The sequence below is a fragment of the Vibrio sp. 03-59-1 genome, from assembly GCF_013114135.1.
Lineage (GTDB): Bacteria > Pseudomonadota > Gammaproteobacteria > Enterobacterales > Vibrionaceae > Vibrio > Vibrio cortegadensis.
This window is the reverse complement of record NZ_VTYA01000009.1, coordinates 169,863-192,772: the sequence shown is the minus strand read 5'-3', so window position 1 is coordinate 192,772 and position 22,910 is coordinate 169,863. Positions and strand designations below refer to the sequence as shown.

Below are 22,910 nucleotides of genomic sequence, written 5' to 3'. Positions count from 1 at the left end.
TGAGTGGTGGCATTTGTTTGTAGGTGTTGTTGTTTATGGTTTCTGGTTAATGTTTTGGTCGTGGCTTGCTGCTGATATTACCAAACGCTCTTAGTGCGTATTATGTATATTATGTTAAATTGTAATTGTTGATGTGCCATCTAACTTAAACACTTCCACTATCCTTGCATCTCTGCGCTTCTCACCTTGAAATGCTATTTAACAATAACGCTATTTACCATAAAATACCTAATAACTATATATCTTAATCTTCGATTCTGAATATAGTTATTAGGAGTAACTTGTTTACTTTCTTAGTATCAAGTTTTAAAGACTTACGTCTAATTATGTTCTTGAGGTAGCTTTGCTGTTAATTGATGAAGAACTGCTTCTATGTCTGATGATCTTACAGGCTTCGTTATAAAATCATTCATACCAACTCTGAAACATTCATGTTTATCGTTTTCCATCGCGTGGGCTGTCAGCGCAATGATCGGAATGGTAATCCCTTGCGAGCGAATTACTTTCGTTGCAGCCAAGCCGTCCATCACTGGCATTGAAATGTCCATAAATACCAGATCTAAGTGTTGATGGTGCTTTTGAATATACTCGTAGGCTTCTAGCCCATTACTTGCGATTGTTACAGTGTGACCTAATCTGCTTAACAGAAGCTTTATCACCATTTGGTTTGTGTGAGTATCTTCGACTACGAGAATATTAAGACTTGGGCTCTCTATTGGTGTGTTGTTATCTTCTTGAGACTCGTCATTACACTTAGAAAGAACCGGAATTGAAATCGTGAATTTACTTCCTTTGCCCAACTTGCTTTCAACGGAGATTTTTCCATCCATCAGCTGAACCAAATGCTTAGTAATCGCTAAACCTAATCCTGTTCCACCAAATCGACGGGTAATCGAGCTGTCTGCTTGATGGAATGGGTTGAACAGGAATGGTAGTTTTTTCTGTTGAATACCAATACCTGTATCGATGACTTTTATGATGAGTTGATTATTCTCGTTGATGTTTAATGATATATCGACAGAGCCGTCAGGAGTAAACTTGATGGCATTACCTACGATGTTGAATAGGATTTGAGATAATCTAGTTGAATCAATCAAGTGTAGTTTTTTCGTATCAATAAGATTAGATGTACTAAGCTTCAACCCTTTTTTGTCTGCTATATTCTGTAATTGACTAATTACAAAAGTGACAGTGTCATTAATATTAATCCATTGTTTATTAAGAGAAAAACTGCCGGATTCAATCTTGGAAACATCAAGAATGTCACTGATAATAGCGAGGAGAAGTTCTGCGGAGGATTCCATTTGAGTTAGAATTCCTAGCTGTTGAGCATTAATTTGAGTCTGCTTCATAATATCAAGCATGCCGAGAACTGAGTTTAGTGGTGTTCTAATTTCGTGGCTCATCATTGCCAAAAACTCGGACTTGGCATTGTTTGCTTTGATCGCGTCTTGTTGAGCTTTCGTTAGAGCTCGAGTTCTTGCTTCTACTAGATTATTTAACTTTTCTTTATTCTCAATATCGATAATAGCTCGTTCTATCAATGGGCTAAATCGAATGAGTGTTTGTTTATCTTCTAAACTGAACTGCCCTTTTCTTCTTCCGATCAAAAGCAGAACGGACTGCGTAACTTCAGCATTAATACCGGTCATTAAAACAGATTTGACCTCTTCTCGAATGACACAGTTAAGAGATATAAATTCATCTAGAGTTGCGGGCTCAAATAAGATAATACACTCGCCATTAAGTACGCGAGTGAATTTTTTGTCTTTGTTCCAAGCAATATTTCTGAAAGCGGCATTTGTGGTCAGTAATGTTTCAAATGCATGAGTGTCGTTTGAACGCGATATGACAATAAAATCTTCGACATCGATGTATTTGCTTAATGCCGTTTGTAAACCTAAAAAGATTTGTTGGCGGTTGTCTGCACCACTCATGGCTGAAATAGCGTCTAGAATCGCTCTATTTTCGTCGGAAAGTCTTTTTTCCCTTTCATGACTGTGCTTGAGTTCTAAAAGCACTTCTTGCAGTTGTTCTTTATCGCAAGCGTCCATAATTACCCTGTAACTTTGTGAAATACGGCTGATGAAATCATTAGGTTACCATGCCCGTTTTCACCACCTATGAAGCGCCCTTGCTCACCAAATGTAAAAGGACAGATGAATGGCTTACCGTCTAAGGCGGTGTTTATCTGATCACAAACGGCGTCGATATCTTGCCTTAAGTGAAGCATAGGTCCGGCGCAAAAAATATTGATACCACCAAGCCTTTCCATATCTTCAAGTTTTTGATTATAAGCGGAATTAACAACTCGTGCGGCTCGGCCGATAAGATGTGTTTTGTTTCCAACCATAAGGTAAATCTTCTCACCTTCTTGGATTGAAGTAAAAAGCTCGATTCCTTGAGATGGTGTCTCCCTTATTGGATGTGATAGTTTGTAATAAGGCTGTTCGTAAATATATCCTGCGATTCTACCTAATGGGTAAATAGTGGCCTTGTCGAATAAGTAACCATCAGAAGTTAAATTGCCTAGATGATGATCTGTCCAATAATGGTAGACTTCTAAAGCGGGTTTGTGATCGATTTCTAGTAGCTCTCGACCACGGGCCTTCGTGATTGTACCTTGGTATTCGGTGGCTGAATGCCCGGCACTGAATGAGGTGAAAATTGATTGAGATGAATAGACGAGAGTGACGCTGACACCTGATTGGCAATGTGATTTTTCGTTGAAAATAGACCACTTCCCGTCAATTGTGTTATCAGCCGCACTTCCTCCAATGATTGCAACGAGTGTTCCGAATTTCTTATCAATACAAGCAATCATTCTCTCTTCATCACCTGGCGTAGCATGGAGAATGATTAAACTCGGCACTTCACCGATTCGGTCGGCACTTAACATTGCCTCATCTAATGCTTGAGCAATGGCGGAATCAATATTTTCTCTATCATCTGAGTAATGAGATAAACCTGTCCCGTAGGCGTTTATACCTAAGTCAGAGATGGCTAATATGCCGACCACCGGCCCTGAATGATAGCCTTTTTCCGTCATAATACCTTGGCAAGAACTGCAGCCTTGGATCGGTATATTCGGAAATGCTTCGACCAAATGTTGTGATAATAATTCTGAACAATACTCTTCAGTGTAGTAACAAATCAAGCTGCTGATATTTGTTGTTTTGAGTTGCTGCTTAAACTCTAAAGCGACATTTCGTTCATCTGTATTATTGGATGTCAGAGAGATAAATTGCATGATTTGTTTCACATAGTAAAGAGTAAGCGTTATACCTGTTTAACGGTATCTGAGGAGCAATATCGGTGTTATTTACAATAATACTGGTAATATTAATTTAACAGCGCTAAGTAAACAATCTCATTTTCTGACGATATTTTTAATTTAACGTTATTACTTTGCTTAGTAATGATGAGCTTTTTATCATGTTGAACAATATTCCCGGAGCCCTCGATTATTTTTGCCTTAATTGTTAAATTTTCGGGTGTATTTAGAGTGATACCTGTAGAGTGATTTGTAACCAATAAATTTGTTTCATTGATCTGAAACTCGCAAGTTTCTCCAAGTTTACATGTGATGTTTTTCTCATCTTTATAGTTAATTGTACGCCATGTGAATGCGACGATTAGAAGACTTAACATGATGATTATTTGAACTAATCTACCTTTCGTTAGCTTTTGAGCTGCCATTTTTACTCTCTCTCCTTGCAACAAACTTCAAAGTTTTTAAATAAAAGCATAAATCCAGACCACAGGTAAGGTTACTACTCTGTCATTGAATTGTTAATTCACGTATAGTGTTGCGTTGAAAATGCCTCTTTTTTTAAAATTAGTAAGTAAACATAAAGTTCTGAATAAGTACTGTTTTCTTGTCGATTGGGGGGCATTACGACATTTGTCGTGTTGGAAGTAAAGTGTAGTTAATTAGAAATTGGAAGCATGCAAATGAGCCAAGAAAAGCAGCTTGAACAAAACTACAACTATACAGTCGTTCGTCAGTTTACCTTAGTTACTATTCTCTGGGGTATTGTCGGTATGGCTGTTGGTGTTTTGATTGCCGCTCAATTAGTTTGGCCACAGCTGAACTTTGATACGCCGTGGTTGACGTATAGTCGCTTACGTCCCCTGCATACTAATGCGGTTATTTTTGCGTTCGGTACAAGTGCCCTGTTTGCAACATCATATTATGTTGTTCAGCGTACCTGTCAGACGCGTCTATTTGGGGGCCCTCTGGTTCCATTCACTTTTTGGGGATGGCAAGCCATAATTTTAGCCGCTGCAATATCTTTACCTTTGGGTTACACCTCTGGCAAAGAGTACGCAGAACTAGAATGGCCTATTGATATTGCTATAACACTTGTATGGGTTGCTTATGCCATCGTGTTCTTTGGAACATTGATAAAGCGTACAACATCACACATATACGTAGCTAACTGGTTCTTTGGAGCCTTTATCCTCACTGTCGCAGTACTTCATATTGTGAACAGCATGGCAATCCCTGTCTCTTTGGGTAAATCTTATTCGATTTATTCTGGTGCAGTAGATGCGATGATACAGTGGTGGTATGGACACAACGCCGTAGGTTTCTTACTTACAGCTGGCTTCTTAGGAATGATGTATTACTTTGTCCCTAAGCAAGCAGAACGCCCTGTTTACTCTTACCGTTTATCAATTGTTCACTTTTGGGCTTTAGTATCTCTGTATATTTGGGCTGGTCCTCACCACCTTCATTACACAGCCCTACCTGATTGGACTCAGTCTATCGGTATGGTAATGTCGCTTGTTCTGTTCGCTCCATCTTGGGGTGGTATGATCAACGGTATTATGACCCTATCTGGTGCATGGCATAAACTTCGTTACGATCCTATTCTACGTTTCTTAATCGTTTCACTCTCTTTCTACGGCATGTCGACTTTTGAAGGTCCGATGATGTCTATTAAGACAGTAAACGCATTATCACATTACACTGACTGGACAATCGGCCACGTGCATTCTGGTGCATTAGGTTGGGTTGCTATGGTTTCAATTGGTTCTGTATACCACTTGATCCCTCGCCTGTTTGGTCAAGAACGTATGTACTCTGTAAGCCTAATCAACGCTCACTTCTGGTTAGCAACAATTGGTACTGTTCTTTACATCGTAGCAATGTGGATTTCTGGTGTTATGCAAGGTTTGATGTGGCGTGCAGTTAACTCTGATGGCACATTGACTTATAGCTTTGTTGAATCAGTACAAGCGTCTTACCCATTCTACTTCGTACGTTTCTTAGGTGGATTTATCTTCCTAACTGGTATGTTCTTACTTGCATACAACGCGTACAAAACCATCACTGCACCGAAAGATAGCCTTAAAGCTATCGTTCACCCGGCATAAGGAGATTTAAGAATGAGCTCAAATTCGAATAATCGCCACGAAATAGTTGAACGTAATGTCGGTTTATTGGCAATTTTGATTGTTTTTGCAATCAGCCTAGGTGCATTGGTAGAGATCACTCCGTTGATTTTCCAGAAGCAAACGACAGAGCCTGTTGAGAACTTACGCGTATACTCTGCGCTAGAAATGGAAGGTCGTGATGTTTATATCCGTGAAGGATGTAATGTTTGTCACAGCCAAATGATTCGTCCATTCCGTTCTGAAACAGAGCGTTACGGTCATTACTCTGTTGCTGGTGAAAGTGTTTGGGAACACCCATTCTTATGGGGTTCTAAACGTACTGGCCCTGATCTTGCTCGTGTTGGTGGTCGTTACTCTGATGAGTGGCACCGTGTTCACCTGATTGATCCTCGCGAATTAGTTCCTGAATCAAACATGCCTGGTTTCCCATGGCTTGCAGAGAACGAACTAGATGGCAAACTTACGCAGCAGAAGCTTGAAATATTCCGTAATCAATTTGGTGTTCCATACACTGACGAACAGATTGCGAATGCTTCAACAGATGTTGTTGGTAAGACTGAGATGGATGCTGTTGTTGCATACTTGCAATCTCTCGGTCATGCAATGAAATAAGGTGTAATTATGGATATTATTACTTTTCAAAGCATTTGGACCGTTACCGTTTTTGTTTGTTTCATTGGTGTAGTTTGGTGGGCTTACGGTAAAAGCCGTAAATCTCGTTTCGACGAAGCCGCTAATCTTGTATTCGCTGATGAACCAAAAAAAGAACAACATCCTAACCAACAAGGAGTGACTAAGTAATGACTACATTCTGGAGTCTCTGGATCATCGTAATTACTGTCGGTACGCTTGTGGGTTGTGCTGTTATCTTGACTTGGTGCCTAAAAGATAAAATGGGTGTTGAGGATGGTGAAGACATGGGCCACGAATACGATGGTATTCGTGAACTCAATAACCCACTGCCTAAATGGTGGACTTATCTGTTCATCAGTACCTTTATCTTTGCTGCTGTTTATTTAGCGCTATATCCAGGTTTAGGTAACTTCAAAGGCTTACTAGGCTGGCAGAGTTCGGATCAACTTGTTCGCACTGTTGAAGAGTCTAAGGCGTCGATTCTTGCTTCTCAAGAGAACAAACGCCCTGTTCAATACGCTAAAGAACTTGATGATGCGGAAACCTATTTTGGTGAAGCATTTAAACGCTTAGCTTATGATGAATCAGGCAACAACCTGCGCTCTATCCCTGATATTGCAGCGGATCCTGATGCAATCAAAGTTGGCCAACGTCTGTTCCTACAAAACTGTTCACAGTGTCATGGTTCAGATGCTCGTGGTCAGAAAGGTTTCCCTAACCTAACTGATGACGCTTGGCTATACGGTGGTGAGCCTCAAGCTATTGTAACGACGGTTATGAAAGGCCGTATTGGTGCAATGCCTTCTTGGAAGGATGCTTTAGGCGAGCAAGGCGTTAAAGAAGTCGTGAGCTACACGCTAAGCCTATCGGGACGTAAAGTTAACGCTCGTGAAGCTGAGGCTGGTAAATCTCGCTTCGTCGTGTGTGCTGCTTGTCACGGTACAGATGGCAAAGGTAACCCTGCGGTTGGCGCACCTGATTTAACCGATCACGATTGGTTATTTGGTGACTCACGTGCAGACGTAACAGAAACTGTAATGAATGGACGTTCTGGCGTAATGCCAGCTTGGGACGGTATCCTAGGTAAAGACAAAGTTCAGTTAGTTTCAGCGTACGTTTGGAGCCTAAGTAATTCCGATAATAAGTAACATTTCAATAACAGCCCCTATCTAAGGGGCTGTCTTTCCTATAGTTTATAAACTTTCTTATTTTAGTCGTTGAGATCTTTTTTATGGTAAAGCCTTGGTATAAACAATTCTGGCCGTGGTTCTTGATTTCGATGCCACTTGTCGTTGTGGTATGGACCGTTATTACTGTCATCGTGTTTTCGCAAAACTCTGTTTCTTTAGTGACTGAGGATTACTATAAAAAGGGAAAAGGCATCAACATTGATTTATCAAAAATCAATGTCGCGAAAGAACTAGAGCTGAGTGCTTCTGTTTTTTCAGACGAAAATGATGTTGTTATCTCATTTAACAAGGGACAGTTAGATCACTACCCTGCGCTTACAGCAATGTTTGTTCACCGAACTTTACCTGACCGAGATTTCACTCAGTTGCTTACATCGGATGCAAATGGTGATTACCGTCTAACGCTTGATAAAGCGATGCAAGGACCTTGGTTTATCGAGCTTACTCCGCATAATGCAGAGTGGCTTGTTCAAGGTCGTGTTACTTTTCCTAGTGAGTCCCCTACAGAACTAATGAACTAAAACTATGTGCAAATCGTGTTACCACTGTGGTGAAGAAGTACCAGCCAACACGGACTTTCAAGTTGAAATTTTGGGTGAAAATAGGGAGATGTGTTGCCCTGGTTGTGAAACCGTCGCCCAAACCATTGTCGAAAGTGGACTTGAATCGTACTATCAATATCGTACTGCTCCAGCTGAAAAGGCTGATCTTGTACCGGAACAATTACGCGCCCTAATTCATTATGACAATGAAGACGTGCAGTCTGAGTTTGTTCGTAATTCAGAAAATAGTGCAGAAGTCACTCTCTCTTTAGAAGGCGTGTCTTGTGCCGCTTGTGCTTGGCTGATTGAAAAGCAGGTCTCTTCTCAAGCGGGCGTATTTTCAATTCGTGTGAATACTACAACCAACCGTGCAATTCTCGGTTGGGATAAAACTCAAACTCGATTGAGTGAACTTTTAGGTGTTATCCATCGCTTAGGATATAAAGCTGCACCTTTTGAAGCGGATAAACAAGAAGCCGCGTACCACGAGGCGATGAAGCAATACCTCTATCGTTTAGGGATTGCTGGCCTTGCAACAATGCAAGTGATGATGCTTGCCGTTGCGCTCTACTTAGAAGTCTTTGGTGATCTTGAGCCGGAGTTCAAGCATTACTTCCGTTGGGTCAGCTTAATATTCGCGACACCTGTACTCCTCTACTCTGCGCTTCCTTTCTATACCAACGCATGGCGTAGCATTCGTGCTCGAACGCTTGGTATGGATGTTCCCGTATCTATCGCGCTTATTTTTGCTTATGTCGCTAGCCTTATCGCAACGGTGACTGAGCAAGGTGAAGTATTCTTTGAATCAATTTCAATGTTCACTTTCTTCTTATTAGTGGGCAGATATTTGGAAATGCGAGCGAGACGCAAAGCTGCTGCGGCAAGTGGAAATTTACTTAAATTAATCCCTGCCATTGCAACGACGTTAGATGGAGATCAAGTACCAGTCAGAACGCTGAAACTAGGGGACCAAATACGTGTACGGCCTGGCGAACATATTCCTGCTGATGGAGTCATTTTATCTGGCCGCGTTCACATTAATGAATCCATGCTGACTGGTGAGTCACTCCCTGTTGTTAAAAAGGTTGGTTCAACCGTATTTGCTGGAACATTAAATGGTGATGAATCATTCGAACTAGAAGTGACTTCATCGAAAGCAGATTCAATGATTTCGAATATTGTTCGTCTTCAAGATGAAGCGCAGATGTCAAAACCACAAATTGCTCAAATTGCAGATGTAGTCGCGCGTTATTTTGTCGCTATTTTATTAGTTATTGCTGGCTGTACTTGGCTGTATTGGCACCAGTCTAAACCTGAAGATGCATTTTGGATCATGCTAGCAGTATTAGTGGCAACCTGCCCTTGCGCACTATCTCTTGCTACGCCAACCGCTATTACTTGTGCGACTTCTCGCATGGGTAACTTTGGTATCCTTCTACGTAAAGGTCATGTGTTTGAAACTTTGTGTAAAGTGAATCATTTAGTGATTGATAAAACAGGTACTTTGACTAAAGGTGACGTTGTCATAAGTAAAGTCGACGTTCTTGCTGAGATTGATGAAGCATCCTGCTTGTCTCTTGCTGCTGCTCTTGAAAGCCATGCTAACCACCCGATAGCCAAAGCATTTAGAGAATATAGCGACAATGAGGTTTCGCTCTCTGATGTGAATAATATTATCGGCTCTGGGATTATTGGTCATTATAACGGTTCAGAATTGAAAATTGGTAGTGCCCTATTTGTATTGAACAAACAGCAAACCGTGCAAAGTAACTGTGTTTACCTTTCAATGAATGGAAAGCATATAGCAACTTTTCATTACAGTGATCCTATTCGTAAAGAGAGTGCAAACTTCATTAAGAAATTTGCGCAAGCAGGAATCAAGACCACGTTGTTGACTGGCGATTCGTATGCCAATGCTAAGTTAGTCGCCGATGAAATTGGTATTAATGAAGTGATTAGTGATGCGAAACCAGAAGATAAGCTTAGTTTTTTAAATCACCTCAATGATGGGCAAATCACCATGATGGTTGGTGATGGTATCAACGATGCACCAACACTTGCTGGTGCTCACCTGTCTGTCGCGATGGGTGGCGGTACAGATGTAGCTAAAGCTTCTGCTGATATGGTTCTTCTTGGAGATCGTCTTGACCGATTACTTGAGGCTCGAACTCTGGCACTTAAAACACGTAAGATAATTCGCGAAAACTTAGCTTGGTCTTTAGGTTACAACCTGCTAATTTTGCCTCTCGCGGTTTCAGGACTTGTTGCGCCATATATTGCCGTTGTTGGTATGTCGGCAAGTTCTATTATCGTAGTCTCCAACTCACTTCGATTACTTAAAGACCAAGGTAAATAAGATGGAAAGCCTTTATATTCTTATCCCCATAGCCATCGTTTTGGTTTGTATCGCCGTTGCTATTTTTCTTTGGGCGGTGAAAAGCGAACAATTCGAAGACTTAGAGCGTCAGGGGCACAGTATTTTATTTGACGAAGATTTACCAAAAAAGAAAGAGAAATCGAAAAACCTAGAAGAAGTAGCGTCAAACCATCCAGAATCAGGAGATAAAAATGGCGCCTGATTGGCTTGCTGCTTTTGCTATCGGTTTGATTGGTGCTGGTCATTGTATGGGGATGTGCGGTGGTATAGCTTCCATGCTGTCGATATCCAGTAATAATTCTTCACATCGATTCACAATTCCCATTTTTTATAATATTGGCCGTTTGCTCAGTTACACCCTAATCGGAGCTCTAATTGGCGGGACGGTATCTAGCCTAACCAATTTAACGGATATCAATCATGGGCTAGTTTGGTTAAGATTTTTAGCCGCGATTTTCATGATTTTGTTGGCCTTTTATATTGGTCGTTGGTGGCATGGGCTATTGGTGATTGAGAAGTTGGGCCAAAAGTTATGGAAATTCATCTCCCCTGCAGGTAAGTCATTGTTGCCATTGAAGTCTTCGATGCATGCATTGCCATTTGGCTTTATATGGGGTTGGTTACCTTGTGGGCTGGTTTATTCAACTCTTACTTGGTCTGCGGTGTCTGGAAGTGCCCTTGATGGCGCTATCATCATGCTCTCTTTTGGACTGGGTACTTTACCTGCGATGTTGCTCGTCGGTATTGGGGCGTCTTACCTTAAAACTATTCAGCAATCCCCTACTTTCCGCAATGTTGGTGCCTTAATGATCCTAGCTTACGGGCTGTATACTGCTATTAATACTATCAATATCCTCGCGTTTACCGTATGACAGAACGCTGAAAAGTGCCTTTTTTGCTACCCTTTGGTAGTAATGGATGCTAAAATATTGACGTATATCAAATAGTGAAAGGTTATTATGATTTCTGAAAAACCTGCGACGAAACGTATTCAGTCTGGTGGATGTGCAATTCACTGTCAGGATTGCAGTATTAGTCAGCTGTGTATTCCGTTTACACTGAATGAATCAGAACTTGATCAACTTGATCAAATTATTGAACGCAAGAAACCAATTCAGAAAAGCCAAGAGCTTTTTAAAGCTGGGGATGAGCTTAAATCGTTGTACGCAATACGCTCGGGTACAATCAAAAGCTATACGATAACTGAGCAAGGTGATGAACAAATCACTGCTTTTCATTTAGCTGGCGATTTGGTCGGTTTCGACGCAATCACTGATGATGCGCACCCAAGTTTTGCTCAAGCTCTAGAAACATCGATGGTTTGTGAAATTCCATACGAAATTCTAGATGATCTATCAGGTAAAATGCCTAAGTTACGCCAACAGATCATGCGACTCATGAGTAACGAGATTAAAGGTGATCAAGAAATGATTTTGCTTCTTTCTAAAAAGAATGCAGAAGAACGTCTTGCCGCTTTCCTTTACAATCTTTCTACTCGTTTCTCTCAACGTGGCTTTAGCCCACGAGAGTTTCGCTTAACAATGACTCGAGGTGATATTGGTAACTACCTTGGCTTGACCGTTGAAACAATTAGCCGCCTGCTTGGACGCTTCCAAAAGTCGGATATTTTAAGTGTTAAAGGTAAGTACATTACGATCATCGATCATGATGCTTTGATGGAACTTGCTGGTGTTTCAAAAGAGTAACAGCCAATTCTATGATGTAGCTCGAAGATGAGCTACATCAATTTTCTCACCAAATTCCCTCTGTTTTCCTAATAATCTCGTAAGAACTACGCTACAGTAACCATATGGTTCTACTCCAATTAGTGGGAGTTTCTATGAGTATTTACAATAAAATCTTAGTTGTTGCTGACATTAATCATGATGCGCAGCCTGCCCTTGCCAGAGCGATGCAGCTTGCTCGGAAAAGTAAGTCCAAAAGTCATGTTCAGTTCTTTCTGTCTATTTATGATTTTTCATATGAGATGACATCAATGCTTTCGGTTGATGAGCGTGATGCAATGCGACGTGGCGTGATCCATCAACGTGAACAGTGGATGACAAAAGTTGCTGCGCAATATATTGATGACTCAATAGAGTTTTCCGTCAAAGTGGTTTGGCACAATCGACCTTATGAAGCCATTATTGCGGAAGTGTTCGGTGGTGGTCATGACATTTTGATTAAAGGGACGCGTAAGCACGATATTCTAGAATCTGTTATTTTCACCCCAACTGATTGGCACTTATTGCGCAAAGCGCCTTGCCCTGTCTTGCTGATTAAAAACTCTGATTGGCCTGACAATCCCAATATTCTGGCGTCCGTTCATGTAGGGTCAGAGAATGATACCCACCTTGATCTCAATGATTGCATGGTTGAGCAGGTCAAAAATTTGAGTGAGCGATTGGGCGCTACACCTTATTTAGTGAATGCCTACCCTGTGACACCGGCGAACATCACTATCGAGTTGCCTGAATTCGATCCTGCAACCTACACCGATGCTGTGCGTGGGCATCACTTAACATCGATGAAAGCCTTAAGACAGAAGCATGGCATTGACGAAGAGTTCACCGTTGTAGAGCAAGGGTTACCTGAAGACATCATTCCTGAAACGGCGAGTAAATTGAATGCCGCAATGGTTATTTTAGGAACAACGGGAAGAACGGGACTCTCTGCTGTATTTATTGGAAACACCGCAGAGCATGTGATCGATAAGATAAATTGTGATGTTCTTGCGTTAAAACCAAAAGGTTATGTTAGCCCTTTAGATCCTAGCCAAACCGCGTAATTAGGATTGGATTTCTCGCAAGACTGACTGTTTTTCAGTATAAATAAAAAGCCCCAGCTTGATTTTAAGTTGGGGCTTTTTTGTAGCGCTTTATTCAGCTTGTTCGTCTAAGGGCTAAAGTTTATAGCGCCTACTAGAGAACGCTAGATATTAGCAACATTGATATACATAGATTCATCAATATTCGTTGAAGAAATGGTCTCTTCATTGAATAGGTACTCTGGTTTTTCAGTGCTACGATCAAGAGGTAAATTCACAAAATCGAACAGCTCTTTATCCGCTAGCTGGCTTGGGCTAATGTTTTGTAGAGATTTGAAAATCTGATTAATTCGGCCAGGTGTCTTCTTATCCCAATCAATAAGCATCGCTTTAATGCTTTGACGTTGAAGATTTTCTTGTGAGCCACAAAGGTTGCAAGGAATAATCGGAAACTGTTGGTGCTCTGCGTACTGAATTAAGTCTTTTTCTCGGCAGTAGGTCAAAGGGCGAATAACAACGTTACGACCATCATCTGAACGAAGCTTAGGTGGCATCGCTTTTAAACGAGCACCATGGAACATGTTTAAGAACATAGTTTCAACGATGTCATCTAGATGGTGACCTAATGCAATTTTAGTCGCGCCAATTTTCTCTGCAAATGAATAAAGAGTACCACGACGTAAACGAGAACAAAGTCCACATGTCGTTTTGCCTTCTTCAATTTTCTCTTTTACAACGGAGTAAGTATCTTTGTCGACAATATAGTAATCAATACCAAGACTCTCGAAATATTCAGGCAAAACATGCTCAGGGAAGCCTGGCTGTTTTTGGTCTAAATTCACCGCAACAACGTTAAACTTCACTGGAGCTGCTTTTTGAAGTCTTAGCAAAATATCCAACATCGCAAATGAATCTTTACCACCACTAATGCATGCCATTACAACGTCATTTTCTTCAATCATATTGTAGTCGATGATCGCATTACCTACATTACGGCGTAAACGCTTCTCAAGTTTGTTAAATTCTACGTTATCTTTTTGGCTATCTGTTTGATTCATTGCGAGTTCTCATACCATCGATAAGATCGACGTTGATGTTATGTTGGATTCAATTTAGGGCGGCGATTATACGGAGTTTTAATGAATCATGGAATACTCAGATCAACAAAACTGAAGTTAACAACTTGAGTGGCGGAAGTAAGATGAAATTATCAGGACGTTTAAATATGCGAGGAGATAGGTTATTACTTTATTTAACCGGGCCTTTAACCTGACCCGGCTAGTGCTGCTTTATCTTTGCACTGCTGTCTTTGTACTGTCTTATTCTTGTGTTGCTGAGGGTAAATAAGGAAGCACACGCAAGGTCTCTTGAGGCAAAGTCAAATAGCCATCTTGTGGGATATCATTCAACGTAATAGCCGCTTTTCCGTTTTCAATAGGAATCACTTTTCCATTTGATACGTTGATATGACCATTAATGTTGTTTGAGAATTCAAGTGTTAACCCTTGAACTTCCGGCGTAAACCAACTGGCAAACATGCCGCCTAAGTCTTCAAGCATCACTTGCATTTGAGGTAATAATTGTTCAACTTGCGCGTAATTAACTCGGCCTTCTAGCGGTTTCTTAGTCATCACAACCAATGAATAATCGCACTGAACACTTTCCTCTGTCTGTACGAAAACTAATGGATTAGCTGATTTCAAGTTCATATCAAAAGGGATCGGTATTTCATTCGAACTTGGAATGACGAACTCTTCATAATGCTCTTCTTTCTCCATCCAAGCTTTGTCAATCGTACAGATTTTCTTTGTATCAGCATCAACAAAGAACACTCCGACTTTAACATCGTCATGCCCCTCTTTATTATTATTCTTTATTTGGCTATAAAGCTTTGAATAAGTAAACATGTACTCTTGAGCGTGAGCGGTACTGACAGATATTCCAAGAAACAATCCAATTAGTGCGAGCGGTAATTTTTTCATTATTATTCAATTCTTATAAAATTAAAGGCTGTAAGTCAAAGCAACAAGTAAGTCTATCATTGAAGAGTTACTTCTATTGTGACCAAAACGATTTGTTGTGACGGATCATCGCTTGTAAATCATCAACATAACTTTGGCCTCTTTCCGAGTATTTAAGTAAACCATTAGTCAGTGCGGTTGCTGTTTGCTCCGAAAGTAAGTTCTCTCCTTTTTCCAAACGATCTGCGCGTATTATACGTAACTCTTTATAAGCTGCATTTCGATTCACATTCATAAAGTATCGGTGAATAGACTCTTGTACCGAGCTGAACTTTGCTACTTCGTGCGTCGCCTCTCCTGAGCGTTTTAAAGGCACAACGCCACAACCTTTTGTGTAACACCATTGTCCAAAGAAGTTGTTTGCGCTAGTGGCGAAACGAGAGGTTCCCCATGCCGACTCATTAGCTGCTTGCGTTAATACTAATGCTTCAGGAAGAACGTTGACTCTATGTAGCATCTCATCTAACCATTTTTGATTGACGCTGGATTCAGTGACAGGGTAACTATATAGTTTCCCTAAACGTTGAGCGTAATCAAGTTGTTCAGAATCTACCTCACCTTCTGCAACGCTTTTTTCTAAGGTTGTCAAAAAAGTACGTTCTTTTTCAATGCGACTATTTTCGAGCATGACACCAGGTCGCATAAAATCAAAAAACGCCTCTTTCTTCTCTTTAGCATTGCTCAATGCTGCGAAATCCGGGAGCCCTGACGGAAGATACGATAATGAAATATCACTTTTTGAGTTTTTGTTTGCTCTCTCTGCTTGAGCTTTTTGTTCCTCGACTTCAACTCTATTTTGTTGGGCGATAAACAGGCTACAACCTGCAATAAGGCTAACGGCAGCCAAGCCAATTTTTTTACGCATTAAACACCTGAGGGTCGTTGTCGTTATCATCGTCGTTTTTGTTCGGTCGATCTGAAGCGACTATTTTTAGCTTAATACCAAACATTTCACGATAAATAATGCCTTTAACGTGGAAAAAGAAAGGAAGAACGAAGATCAATCCAATGCCATAAAACATTGCTGCAATGACAAACATCATCATCACTACCGTGTAAAGCGCGGTAACTTGCAGGATTTTTTTATTCACTGCGCGTAGAGAAAGCAACAAAGACTGCATCGGAGAAACACGTTTCTCACAAATCAACAGGATAGAGTTACTAAATGCAATGGATAAGTACATTGAAAGAAATGGGATAATCATTCCTGCGACACCTTGCAACATCAGGCTAAACAGTGTTGCTAGAATCACTGGAATTGTAAATTGTAAGCCTTTGGATATATGGCGAGGCTTAGTTTGTAAGCCAGCAATATGACTCATTGCCATTAGACTGACCCCCGCATAAATCGGGGCGCTGACCACTTCGTAGCTAAAGTTAGCCACAAAAATAGACTCGACAATCGCCGCATTAAATAATTCCGGGTTCTGAATGGCATCCAATATCATGCCTGGTTCGCCTAGTTGCAGTTTTAACGCGATATAAAAAATACCGATCTGTACTAACAGTAGAATAATTATCGCTGGTGAAAATGAGAGAAAGTGTCTGATTGTGTATTTCCATGCCTCTTGAAGCACCGCTCCCACATTCAAATCATACTTACCTGAAAGCGCGCGTTCTACATTACCGCCTAAATTGAAATCTTCTTCGATATCGTTGTTCATATCTTTTCCTAGGTTGGTCTTCTTGTGAAGCTACCTAACTTGTTGATAAAAATTAGTACCATTATACGCAAATGTTACTAACACTAAAATCAGAACGCTATGATGCGCTTGATTTATTGTCTATTTGTTCGATAATTAGCCACTAATATGGTTTGAAACCTTAATTGAATCAGTATGGTAAGTAATATTTACTTTTACCTGCAAAAAATTTTGTGTTTCAAGATAAGAAAATGCTTTGAATTCACACTTTTGGTGATTATGATGCGCGCCTCAAAGTGTATAGCAATCGGTCATAGATTTTGACCAAGGTGGAGATAGAGATACGTTGAACGCCAAACAAACAGTAGATAAACCAGTTATTCAATTAACGGGTATTAGCAAAAGTTTTGATGATAAAGAGATCATCGGAAATCTTAGTTTAAACGTCAATCATGGTGAGTTTCTTACCATATTGGGTCCTTCTGGTTGTGGAAAAACAACCGTGTTGAGGATGATTGCAGGGTTCGAAACTGCTGATACAGGAACTATTTTGTTAGAAGATCAGGATGTTACTGATGTTCCTGCTGAGCAAAGGCACGTTAATACTGTATTCCAAAGCTATGCCCTTTTTCCGCATATGACTGTATTTGAAAACGTGGCTTTCGGGTTACGTATGCAAAAAGTCGCTAAGGATGATATCGAACCACGTGTGATGGAATCATTACGAATGGTGCGTTTAGACAGTATGGCTCAACGTAAACCTCATCAACTGTCTGGTGGACAACAGCAGCGTGTCGCGATTGCGCGTGCTGTGGTGAACAAGCCAAAGGTTCTTTTATTAGATGAGTCTCTTTCTGCATTAGATTACAAATTGCGTAAACAGATGCAAATTGAGTTAAAGCAGTTGCAACGTAAACTTGGTATCACATTTATTTTTGTCACTCACGATCAAGAAGAAGCGCTATCTATGTCTGATCGTATCATTGTTATGCGTGATGGCGTGATAGAGCAAGATGGCACACCTCGTGAAATTTACGAAGAGCCTAAGAACCTATTTGTTGCTCGCTTCATTGGTGAGATTAATGTCTTCAATGCCACCACAGTTAAGCGTGTTGATGAAAAGAGAATATTAGCGAATATCGAAGGCACTGAAGCCGTTGTTTATCATGACTTAGCGGTTAATGAGGGTGATAAACTGCAAGTATTACTTCGCCCTGAAGATTTGCGTCTCGAAGAGATAAAAGAGAACGAGCAGCGCGGCATTGTCGGTCATGTTCGAGATCGAACATATAAAGGTATGACTTTAGATTCGGTTGTTGAATTAGAATCAGGTATGCGTGTCATGGTTAGCGAATTCTTCAATGAAGATGATCCAGATGTGGATCACTCATTAGGTCAAAAAGTTGCCGTTACTTGGGTTGAAAGCTGGGAAGTGGTATTAAGCGATGATGAGCAAGACATTTAATCTTCAAAAAATAATCATCACTGTAATCGTTAGTTGGTTAGTTCTGTTCGTCATGATCCCTAACATAATGATTATTGGAACGAGTTTTTTAACCCGCGATGAAGCTAATCTTATCGAGATGACATTCACCTTCGATAACTATTTGCGTTTAATGGATCCGCTATATATTAAAGTGCTATGGCATTCCTTTTATATGGCTATCGTTGCGACGTTGTTGTGTCTTTTCATAGGTTATCCATTTGCTTATATTGTGGCAAAAATGCCCGCAAAATGGCGACCAATTATGTTGTTTTTAGTGATTGTTCCCTTTTGGACAAACTCACTGATTCGTACTTACGGTTTGAAAATCGTTCTTGGTACACAAGGCATCTTAAATAAAAGCCTTATTGCCATGGACATCATAGAGAAGCCAATTCGTCTTATGTATACAGAGACAGCGGTCATGATAGGTTTAGTTTATATTCTACTGCCTTTTATGATTTTACCGCTCTACTCTGCGATTGAAAAATTGGACAATACATACATCGAAGCAGCAAAAGATCTTGGTGCTAACAAGCTTCAAACCTTGATTAAAGTCGTTTTGCCATTAACGATGCCGGGAATCATCGGTGGGTGTCTTTTGGTTCTGCTTCCAGCATTAGGCATGTTCTATATTGCCGATTTATTAGGCGGAGCGAAAAACTTACTGATCGGTAACGTAATCAAGAGTCAAGTATTGAATGCAAGAGACTGGCCATTCGGTGCTGCGACGAGTATTGCCCTTACCGCAGCGATGGCGGTGATGTTATATGCTTATAATCGTGCAGGTAAAATGATGAACAGAAATGTGGAGCTTGACTAATGGGACGCTCAATTAGATTCAGTTTCATGGCACTGGTTTATGCTTTCTTGTATTTGCCAATTATTGTGCTCATTGCTAATTCATTTAATGCCAACAAGTTTGGGATGAAATGGGGAGGCTTTACGACAAAGTGGTACGAAGCTTTAGTTAATAACGATAGTTTAATGCAAGCCGCATGGCACTCGCTTAATATTGCGATTTTTTCTGCCACCGCTGCAACCATTATTGGTAGCCTCACAGCCGTTGCACTATTTCGCTATCGGTTTAGAGGAAAAGGTGCCGTGAATACCATGCTATTTATCGTAATGATGTCGCCAGATATTGTGATGGCTATTTCATTACTGGCTCTGTTTTTGGTTATGGGTGTTCAGCTTGGGTTCTTTACTCTGTTGGTTGCTCATATCACATTCTGCCTGCCCTTCGTTGTAGTAACGGTTTATAGTCGTCTTAATGGATTTGACGTGAAGATGCTAGAAGCAGCAAAAGACCTTGGTGCGAGCGAATGGACAATCCTTAAACAGATAATATTGCCATTAGCGAAACCAGCGGTTGCTGCGGGCTGGCTATTGAGTTTTACGCTCTCATTGGACGATGTGATTATCAGCTCTTTCGTTACTGGGCCTACATATGAAATTCTACCATTGAAAATATACTCAATGGTTAAAGTTGGTATTTCCCCAGAGGTGAATGCTTTAGCGACCGTAATGCTAATCGTCTCGCTGACTTTGGTCGTGAGCTCACAGCTCCTTGCTCGTGAAAAGATCAAGTAATTGCAGACAAGCATTAACGGCAGTATTTAAGTTTTAAACCAAACAGAATGGCAATTGTCATTCTGTTTTTTTATCTATCACCTACTCTATCTGTAGGTATTTTTGGAGTTACACTCAATGAAAAAATGGGCTACTTTATTTGCTAGTAGTGCATGTGCGCTTTCTATGTTCATCGGAACAGCATCTGCGGACGAAAACCAAGAGCTAGTATTTATGAATTGGGGACCGTACATTAACGGTGCCCTATTGGAGCAATTCACCAAAGAGACTGGCATTAAAGTTATCTATTCAACTTATGAATCGAATGAAACCTTATATGCAAAGCTGAAGACGCATAATAAAGGGTATGATCTGGTGGTGCCATCAACCTATTTCGTCGCAAAAATGCGCGATGAAGGTATGCTACAAAAAATAGATAGAACCAAACTGAGTAATTTCAATAAGCTTGATACTAACTATCTCGATAAGCCATTTGATCCAAACAACGATTACTCTATACCACATGTGGTTGCAATTACTGGTTTGGCGGTGAATACCGATATGTATAATCCTGATGATTTCACTAGTTGGGGAGATTTGTGGAACCCTGACTTAGAAGGTCAACTGATGATGATGGATGACACTCGCGAGGTTTTCCATATTGCCCTTCGTAAATTGGGCTATTCAGGTAACAGCACAAACGAAAAGCAAATCGACGAAGCGTATGAGGAGTTGAGAAAATTGATGCCGAACGTGCTCGTTTTCAATTCTGATAACCCTGGAGCACCGTATATGTTAGGTGACGTAGGTGTAGGCATGTTATGGAATGGCTCGGCGGCAGCGGCACAAGCTGAGGGATTACCGTTAAAGCTGATCTTCCCTGAAGAAGGTGGGATTGGTTGGGTTGACAACTTTGCCATAAGTTCTGGGGCTAAGAATGCAGAAGCGGCACATAAGATGATTGATTTCCTGCTTAGAGCTGACATAGCAGAACAAATCTCTCGTGATACCGGTTACTTAACTGCGGTTGCAGAATCGAATGAGAAATTCAAAGGCATTTCCGCTCTATTCCCTTCGCAAGACGATCTCGATAGAGTTGAGTGGCAAGATTCAGTTGGTGATAAAACCATCAAATATGAAGAATACTTCTTGAAACTGAAAGCTGGCCAATAATTCAAACTGTATTTATTTTAAAATAGGTGGCTTATGCTGCCTATTTTTCGTTTGGGCTGATATACTTTGTCGCGATAAATAATTTCCATTCATTGCCCTTATGGGCTCTCTAACAATACGAACGGATTAGTAATGAAAAGTAAACTGTACGTTGGTGCATTATGCGCTGCAACTCTGCTCTCTACCCCTTCATTCGCGGCTGACCAAGAGCTTTATTTCTATAATTGGTCTGAATACATTCCAGCTGAAGTGCTTGAAGATTTCAGTAAAGAAACGGGCATCAAAGTCATTTACTCGACATACGAATCGAATGAAAGCATGTATGCGAAGTTAAAGACTCAAGGCACAGGTTACGATCTAGTCGTACCTTCAACTTACTTTGTCTCTAAAATGCGCAAAGAGAGCATGCTTCAAGAGATTGATAAGACCAAACTATCTCATTTTGACGATCTTGATAAAAACTATTTAGATAAGCCTTTCGACCCAGCGAACAATTTCTCTATCCCTTATATTTGGGGCGCGACAGGCATTGGTATCAACTCTGATATGCTAGATGGTGCTTCCGTTAAAAACTGGGGCGATTTTTGGGATGATCAGTGGGAAGGTCAACTAATGATGATGGATGACTCACGTGAAGTCTTCCATATTGCTCTTAGTAAATTAGGTTACTCACCTAACACAACTAACCCAGACGAGATCAAAGCGGCGTACGAAGAGCTACGCAAATTGATGCCAAACGTGTTGGTTTTCAACTCTGATTTCCCTGCAAACCCATATTTAGCGGGCGAAGTATCACTTGGTATGTTGTGGAATGGCTCTGCTTACATGGCTCGCCAAGAAGGCGCTTCTATTGATATGATTTGGCCAGAGAAAGGCACAATCTTCTGGATGGATAGCTTAGCGATTCCTGCTGGCGCAAAAAATGTAGACGCGGCACATAAGATGATTAACTTCTTACTGCGCCCTGAAAATGCAGCGAAAATTGCACTTGAGATTGGTTACCCAACGCCAGTTAAAACTGCTTACCCACTACTACCAAAAGAGTTTGCTGAAGATAAAAACATCTTCCCACCTCAATCAGTTATGGATTCTGGTGTATGGCAAGATGAAGTTGGCGCAGCAAGTGCTATCTATGATGAATACTTCCAAAGATTAAAAGTAGACAACTAAGTCTTCAACTAGTCTCAGGCTTTAACTAATGATAAATATCTTTAGTTAATATAAAAAATAAAGCGGCGTTGGCCGCTTTATTTATATCTGAGCATTATTATTTGTTAGGCGCTTAATTCCGTGTCATCGCCCATGAGCAGCAACTCTTCGACCAGTTTAGGTACTTCCAGACCCGCTTTACCATATCGCTTCTCTTCAAACTCACTCTCAACGGCACTCGGCTCTAAGTTGATTTCGATGGTATGTGCGCCATGCATTTTTGCATCATGTACAAATCCAGCGGCAGGATAAACCACACCAGACGTGCCAATTGAGACAAACAGATCCGCTTCTTCTAAGGCTGAGTATATATCGCCCATTCGCAGTGGCATCTCACCAAACCAAACAATATGTGGTCGCATTTGAGCCGGGATTTGACAGCAATGGCATAGCTCACCAGTTAGAATATCTTCCGAATGCTCTAACACCTGGTTAGATTCACTGCATCGCGCTTTTAATAGCTCACCGTGCATATGAATGACATTCTTGCTGCCGCCTCGCTCGTGAAGATTGTCAATGTTTTGAGTAATGATGGTGACTTTGCCATCCAGTTCAGATTCAAGCTTGCCAAGAGCATGATGCGCTGGATTTGGTTTTATAATGTCAGATTGGAGTTTAGCCCGTCGTTGATTATAGAATTCCTGAACTAAGTCCGGATTACGTTCGAAACCTTCAGGGGTGGCAACATCTTCAATACGGTGATTTTCCCATAAGCCATCTTGAGCTCGGAAAGTTTGGATCCCCGACTCAGCTGAGATCCCAGCACCAGTTAGAATGACAATATTTTTATATGGAAAGTTCATGGGATATCCTTATATACATTATTCGATCCTTTTATCAGCTTAGCACTGTTCAAAAATCAACAATAGTTATAAGGATTAGACAATAGTCTTAGAA

Annotated in this window: 23 protein-coding genes; 15 read left to right on the top strand and 8 right to left on the bottom strand. The window is 40.8% G+C overall.

The window, feature by feature from the left end:
• Positions 1 to 320: 320 nt before the first annotated feature.
• The 3 genes from F0249_RS11480 to F0249_RS11470 all read right to left on the bottom strand — a co-directional run bounded on the left by F0249_RS11480 (position 321) and on the right by F0249_RS11470 (position 3,699).
• Complete coding sequence (locus tag F0249_RS11480) at positions 321 to 2,054, bottom strand: ATP-binding protein (protein WP_171756755.1); 1,734 nt, start codon at positions 2,052 to 2,054, stop codon at positions 321 to 323.
• A gap of 2 nt (positions 2,055 to 2,056) precedes the next feature.
• The gene (locus tag F0249_RS11475) at positions 2,057 to 3,250 is read right to left on the bottom strand and encodes an FIST signal transduction protein (protein ID WP_113796744.1); all 1,194 of its coding nucleotides are present in this window, start codon (positions 3,248 to 3,250) and stop codon (positions 2,057 to 2,059) included.
• 92 nt (positions 3,251 to 3,342) lie between these two features.
• The gene (locus F0249_RS11470) at positions 3,343 to 3,699 is read right to left on the bottom strand and encodes a hypothetical protein (protein WP_017051531.1); all 357 of its coding nucleotides are present in this window, start codon (positions 3,697 to 3,699) and stop codon (positions 3,343 to 3,345) included.
• A 255-nt stretch (positions 3,700 to 3,954) separates the two neighbouring features.
• Between F0249_RS11470 and ccoN the strand changes: the two genes are divergently transcribed.
• The 10 genes from ccoN (at position 3,955) to uspE (ending at position 12,933) form a co-directional block, all read left to right on the top strand.
• On the top strand, positions 3,955 to 5,382 hold the full coding sequence (ccoN, locus tag F0249_RS11465; RefSeq protein ID WP_171756754.1) for a cytochrome-c oxidase, cbb3-type subunit I: 1,428 nt from the start codon (positions 3,955 to 3,957) through the stop codon (positions 5,380 to 5,382).
• Between the two features lie 12 nt (positions 5,383 to 5,394).
• Positions 5,395 to 6,015: a cytochrome-c oxidase, cbb3-type subunit II gene (gene ccoO / locus F0249_RS11460; RefSeq protein ID WP_017051533.1), complete on the top strand. Its 621-nt coding sequence runs from the start codon at positions 5,395 to 5,397 to the stop codon at positions 6,013 to 6,015.
• Between the two features lie 9 nt (positions 6,016 to 6,024).
• A complete protein-coding gene (locus F0249_RS11455) occupies positions 6,025 to 6,204 on the top strand; it encodes a CcoQ/FixQ family Cbb3-type cytochrome c oxidase assembly chaperone (protein ID WP_017051534.1) in 180 nt (59 codons plus the stop codon).
• Entirely contained in the window at positions 6,204 to 7,184 is a 981-nt protein-coding gene (gene ccoP, locus F0249_RS11450) for a cytochrome-c oxidase, cbb3-type subunit III (protein ID WP_017051535.1), read from the top strand. Before F0249_RS11455 ends, ccoP begins: the two co-directional genes overlap by 1 nt.
• 83 nt (positions 7,185 to 7,267) lie before the next feature.
• Entirely contained in the window at positions 7,268 to 7,747 is a 480-nt protein-coding gene (locus F0249_RS11445) for a FixH family protein (protein ID WP_017051536.1), read from the top strand.
• A gap of 4 nt (positions 7,748 to 7,751) precedes the next feature.
• Positions 7,752 to 10,124, top strand: coding sequence for a heavy metal translocating P-type ATPase (locus tag F0249_RS11440; RefSeq protein ID WP_171756753.1), 2,373 nt, complete (start codon positions 7,752 to 7,754; stop codon positions 10,122 to 10,124).
• A 1-nt stretch (position 10,125) separates the two neighbouring features.
• Entirely contained in the window at positions 10,126 to 10,347 is a 222-nt protein-coding gene (gene ccoS, locus F0249_RS11435) for a cbb3-type cytochrome oxidase assembly protein CcoS (protein WP_171756752.1), read from the top strand.
• Positions 10,337 to 11,017: a sulfite exporter TauE/SafE family protein gene (locus tag F0249_RS11430; protein WP_171756751.1), complete on the top strand. Its 681-nt coding sequence runs from the start codon at positions 10,337 to 10,339 to the stop codon at positions 11,015 to 11,017. Before ccoS ends, F0249_RS11430 begins: the two co-directional genes overlap by 11 nt.
• A gap of 87 nt (positions 11,018 to 11,104) precedes the next feature.
• Complete coding sequence (locus F0249_RS11425; protein WP_017051540.1) at positions 11,105 to 11,851, top strand: FNR family transcription factor; 747 nt, start codon at positions 11,105 to 11,107, stop codon at positions 11,849 to 11,851.
• Between the two features lie 134 nt (positions 11,852 to 11,985).
• Entirely contained in the window at positions 11,986 to 12,933 is a 948-nt protein-coding gene (gene uspE, locus F0249_RS11420) for a universal stress protein UspE (RefSeq protein ID WP_171756750.1), read from the top strand.
• Between the two features lie 143 nt (positions 12,934 to 13,076).
• Here the strand turns inward: uspE and ttcA are convergent, their stop codons facing one another.
• The 4 genes from ttcA to F0249_RS11400 form a co-directional block, all read right to left on the bottom strand.
• Entirely contained in the window at positions 13,077 to 13,970 is an 894-nt protein-coding gene (gene ttcA, locus F0249_RS11415; RefSeq protein WP_171756749.1) for a tRNA 2-thiocytidine(32) synthetase TtcA, read from the bottom strand.
• A gap of 261 nt (positions 13,971 to 14,231) precedes the next feature.
• Positions 14,232 to 14,894, bottom strand: coding sequence for a DUF2987 domain-containing protein (locus tag F0249_RS11410; protein WP_171756748.1), 663 nt, complete (start codon positions 14,892 to 14,894; stop codon positions 14,232 to 14,234).
• 73 nt (positions 14,895 to 14,967) lie between these two features.
• Entirely contained in the window at positions 14,968 to 15,798 is an 831-nt protein-coding gene (locus tag F0249_RS11405) for a glucosaminidase domain-containing protein (RefSeq protein ID WP_171756747.1), read from the bottom strand.
• Entirely contained in the window at positions 15,791 to 16,597 is an 807-nt protein-coding gene (locus F0249_RS11400) for a membrane protein (RefSeq protein WP_017051545.1), read from the bottom strand. Before F0249_RS11400 ends, F0249_RS11405 begins: the two co-directional genes overlap by 8 nt.
• Positions 16,598 to 16,922: 325 nt before the next feature.
• On the opposite strand from F0249_RS11400, the gene potA reads away from it, so the two are divergent.
• The 5 genes from potA to F0249_RS11375 all read left to right on the top strand — a co-directional run bounded on the left by potA (position 16,923) and on the right by F0249_RS11375 (position 21,974).
• Positions 16,923 to 18,041 carry a spermidine/putrescine ABC transporter ATP-binding protein PotA gene (potA, locus tag F0249_RS11395; RefSeq protein WP_017051546.1) on the top strand — a complete coding sequence of 373 codons (1,119 nt, stop codon included), beginning with the start codon at positions 16,923 to 16,925 and terminating at the stop codon, positions 18,039 to 18,041.
• Positions 18,025 to 18,882: a spermidine/putrescine ABC transporter permease PotB gene (potB, locus tag F0249_RS11390; RefSeq protein ID WP_171756764.1), complete on the top strand. Its 858-nt coding sequence runs from the start codon at positions 18,025 to 18,027 to the stop codon at positions 18,880 to 18,882. Before potA ends, potB begins: the two co-directional genes overlap by 17 nt.
• Positions 18,882 to 19,652 (top strand): spermidine/putrescine ABC transporter permease PotC, encoded by a 771-nt coding sequence (gene potC, locus F0249_RS11385; protein ID WP_113796727.1) that lies wholly within the window; start codon positions 18,882 to 18,884, stop codon positions 19,650 to 19,652. The genes potB and potC overlap by 1 nt, the downstream gene beginning before the upstream one ends.
• 117 nt (positions 19,653 to 19,769) lie before the next feature.
• Positions 19,770 to 20,804 (top strand): extracellular solute-binding protein, encoded by a 1,035-nt coding sequence (locus F0249_RS11380; RefSeq protein ID WP_171756746.1) that lies wholly within the window; start codon positions 19,770 to 19,772, stop codon positions 20,802 to 20,804.
• A 132-nt stretch (positions 20,805 to 20,936) separates the two neighbouring features.
• Positions 20,937 to 21,974 (top strand): extracellular solute-binding protein, encoded by a 1,038-nt coding sequence (locus F0249_RS11375; RefSeq protein WP_171756745.1) that lies wholly within the window; start codon positions 20,937 to 20,939, stop codon positions 21,972 to 21,974.
• Between the two features lie 104 nt (positions 21,975 to 22,078).
• Here F0249_RS11375 and cobB read toward each other — a convergent pair whose 3' ends face one another.
• A complete protein-coding gene (cobB, locus tag F0249_RS11370) occupies positions 22,079 to 22,816 on the bottom strand; it encodes a Sir2 family NAD+-dependent deacetylase (RefSeq protein WP_171756744.1) in 738 nt (245 codons plus the stop codon).
• Between the last annotated feature and the right edge of the window lie 94 nt (positions 22,817 to 22,910).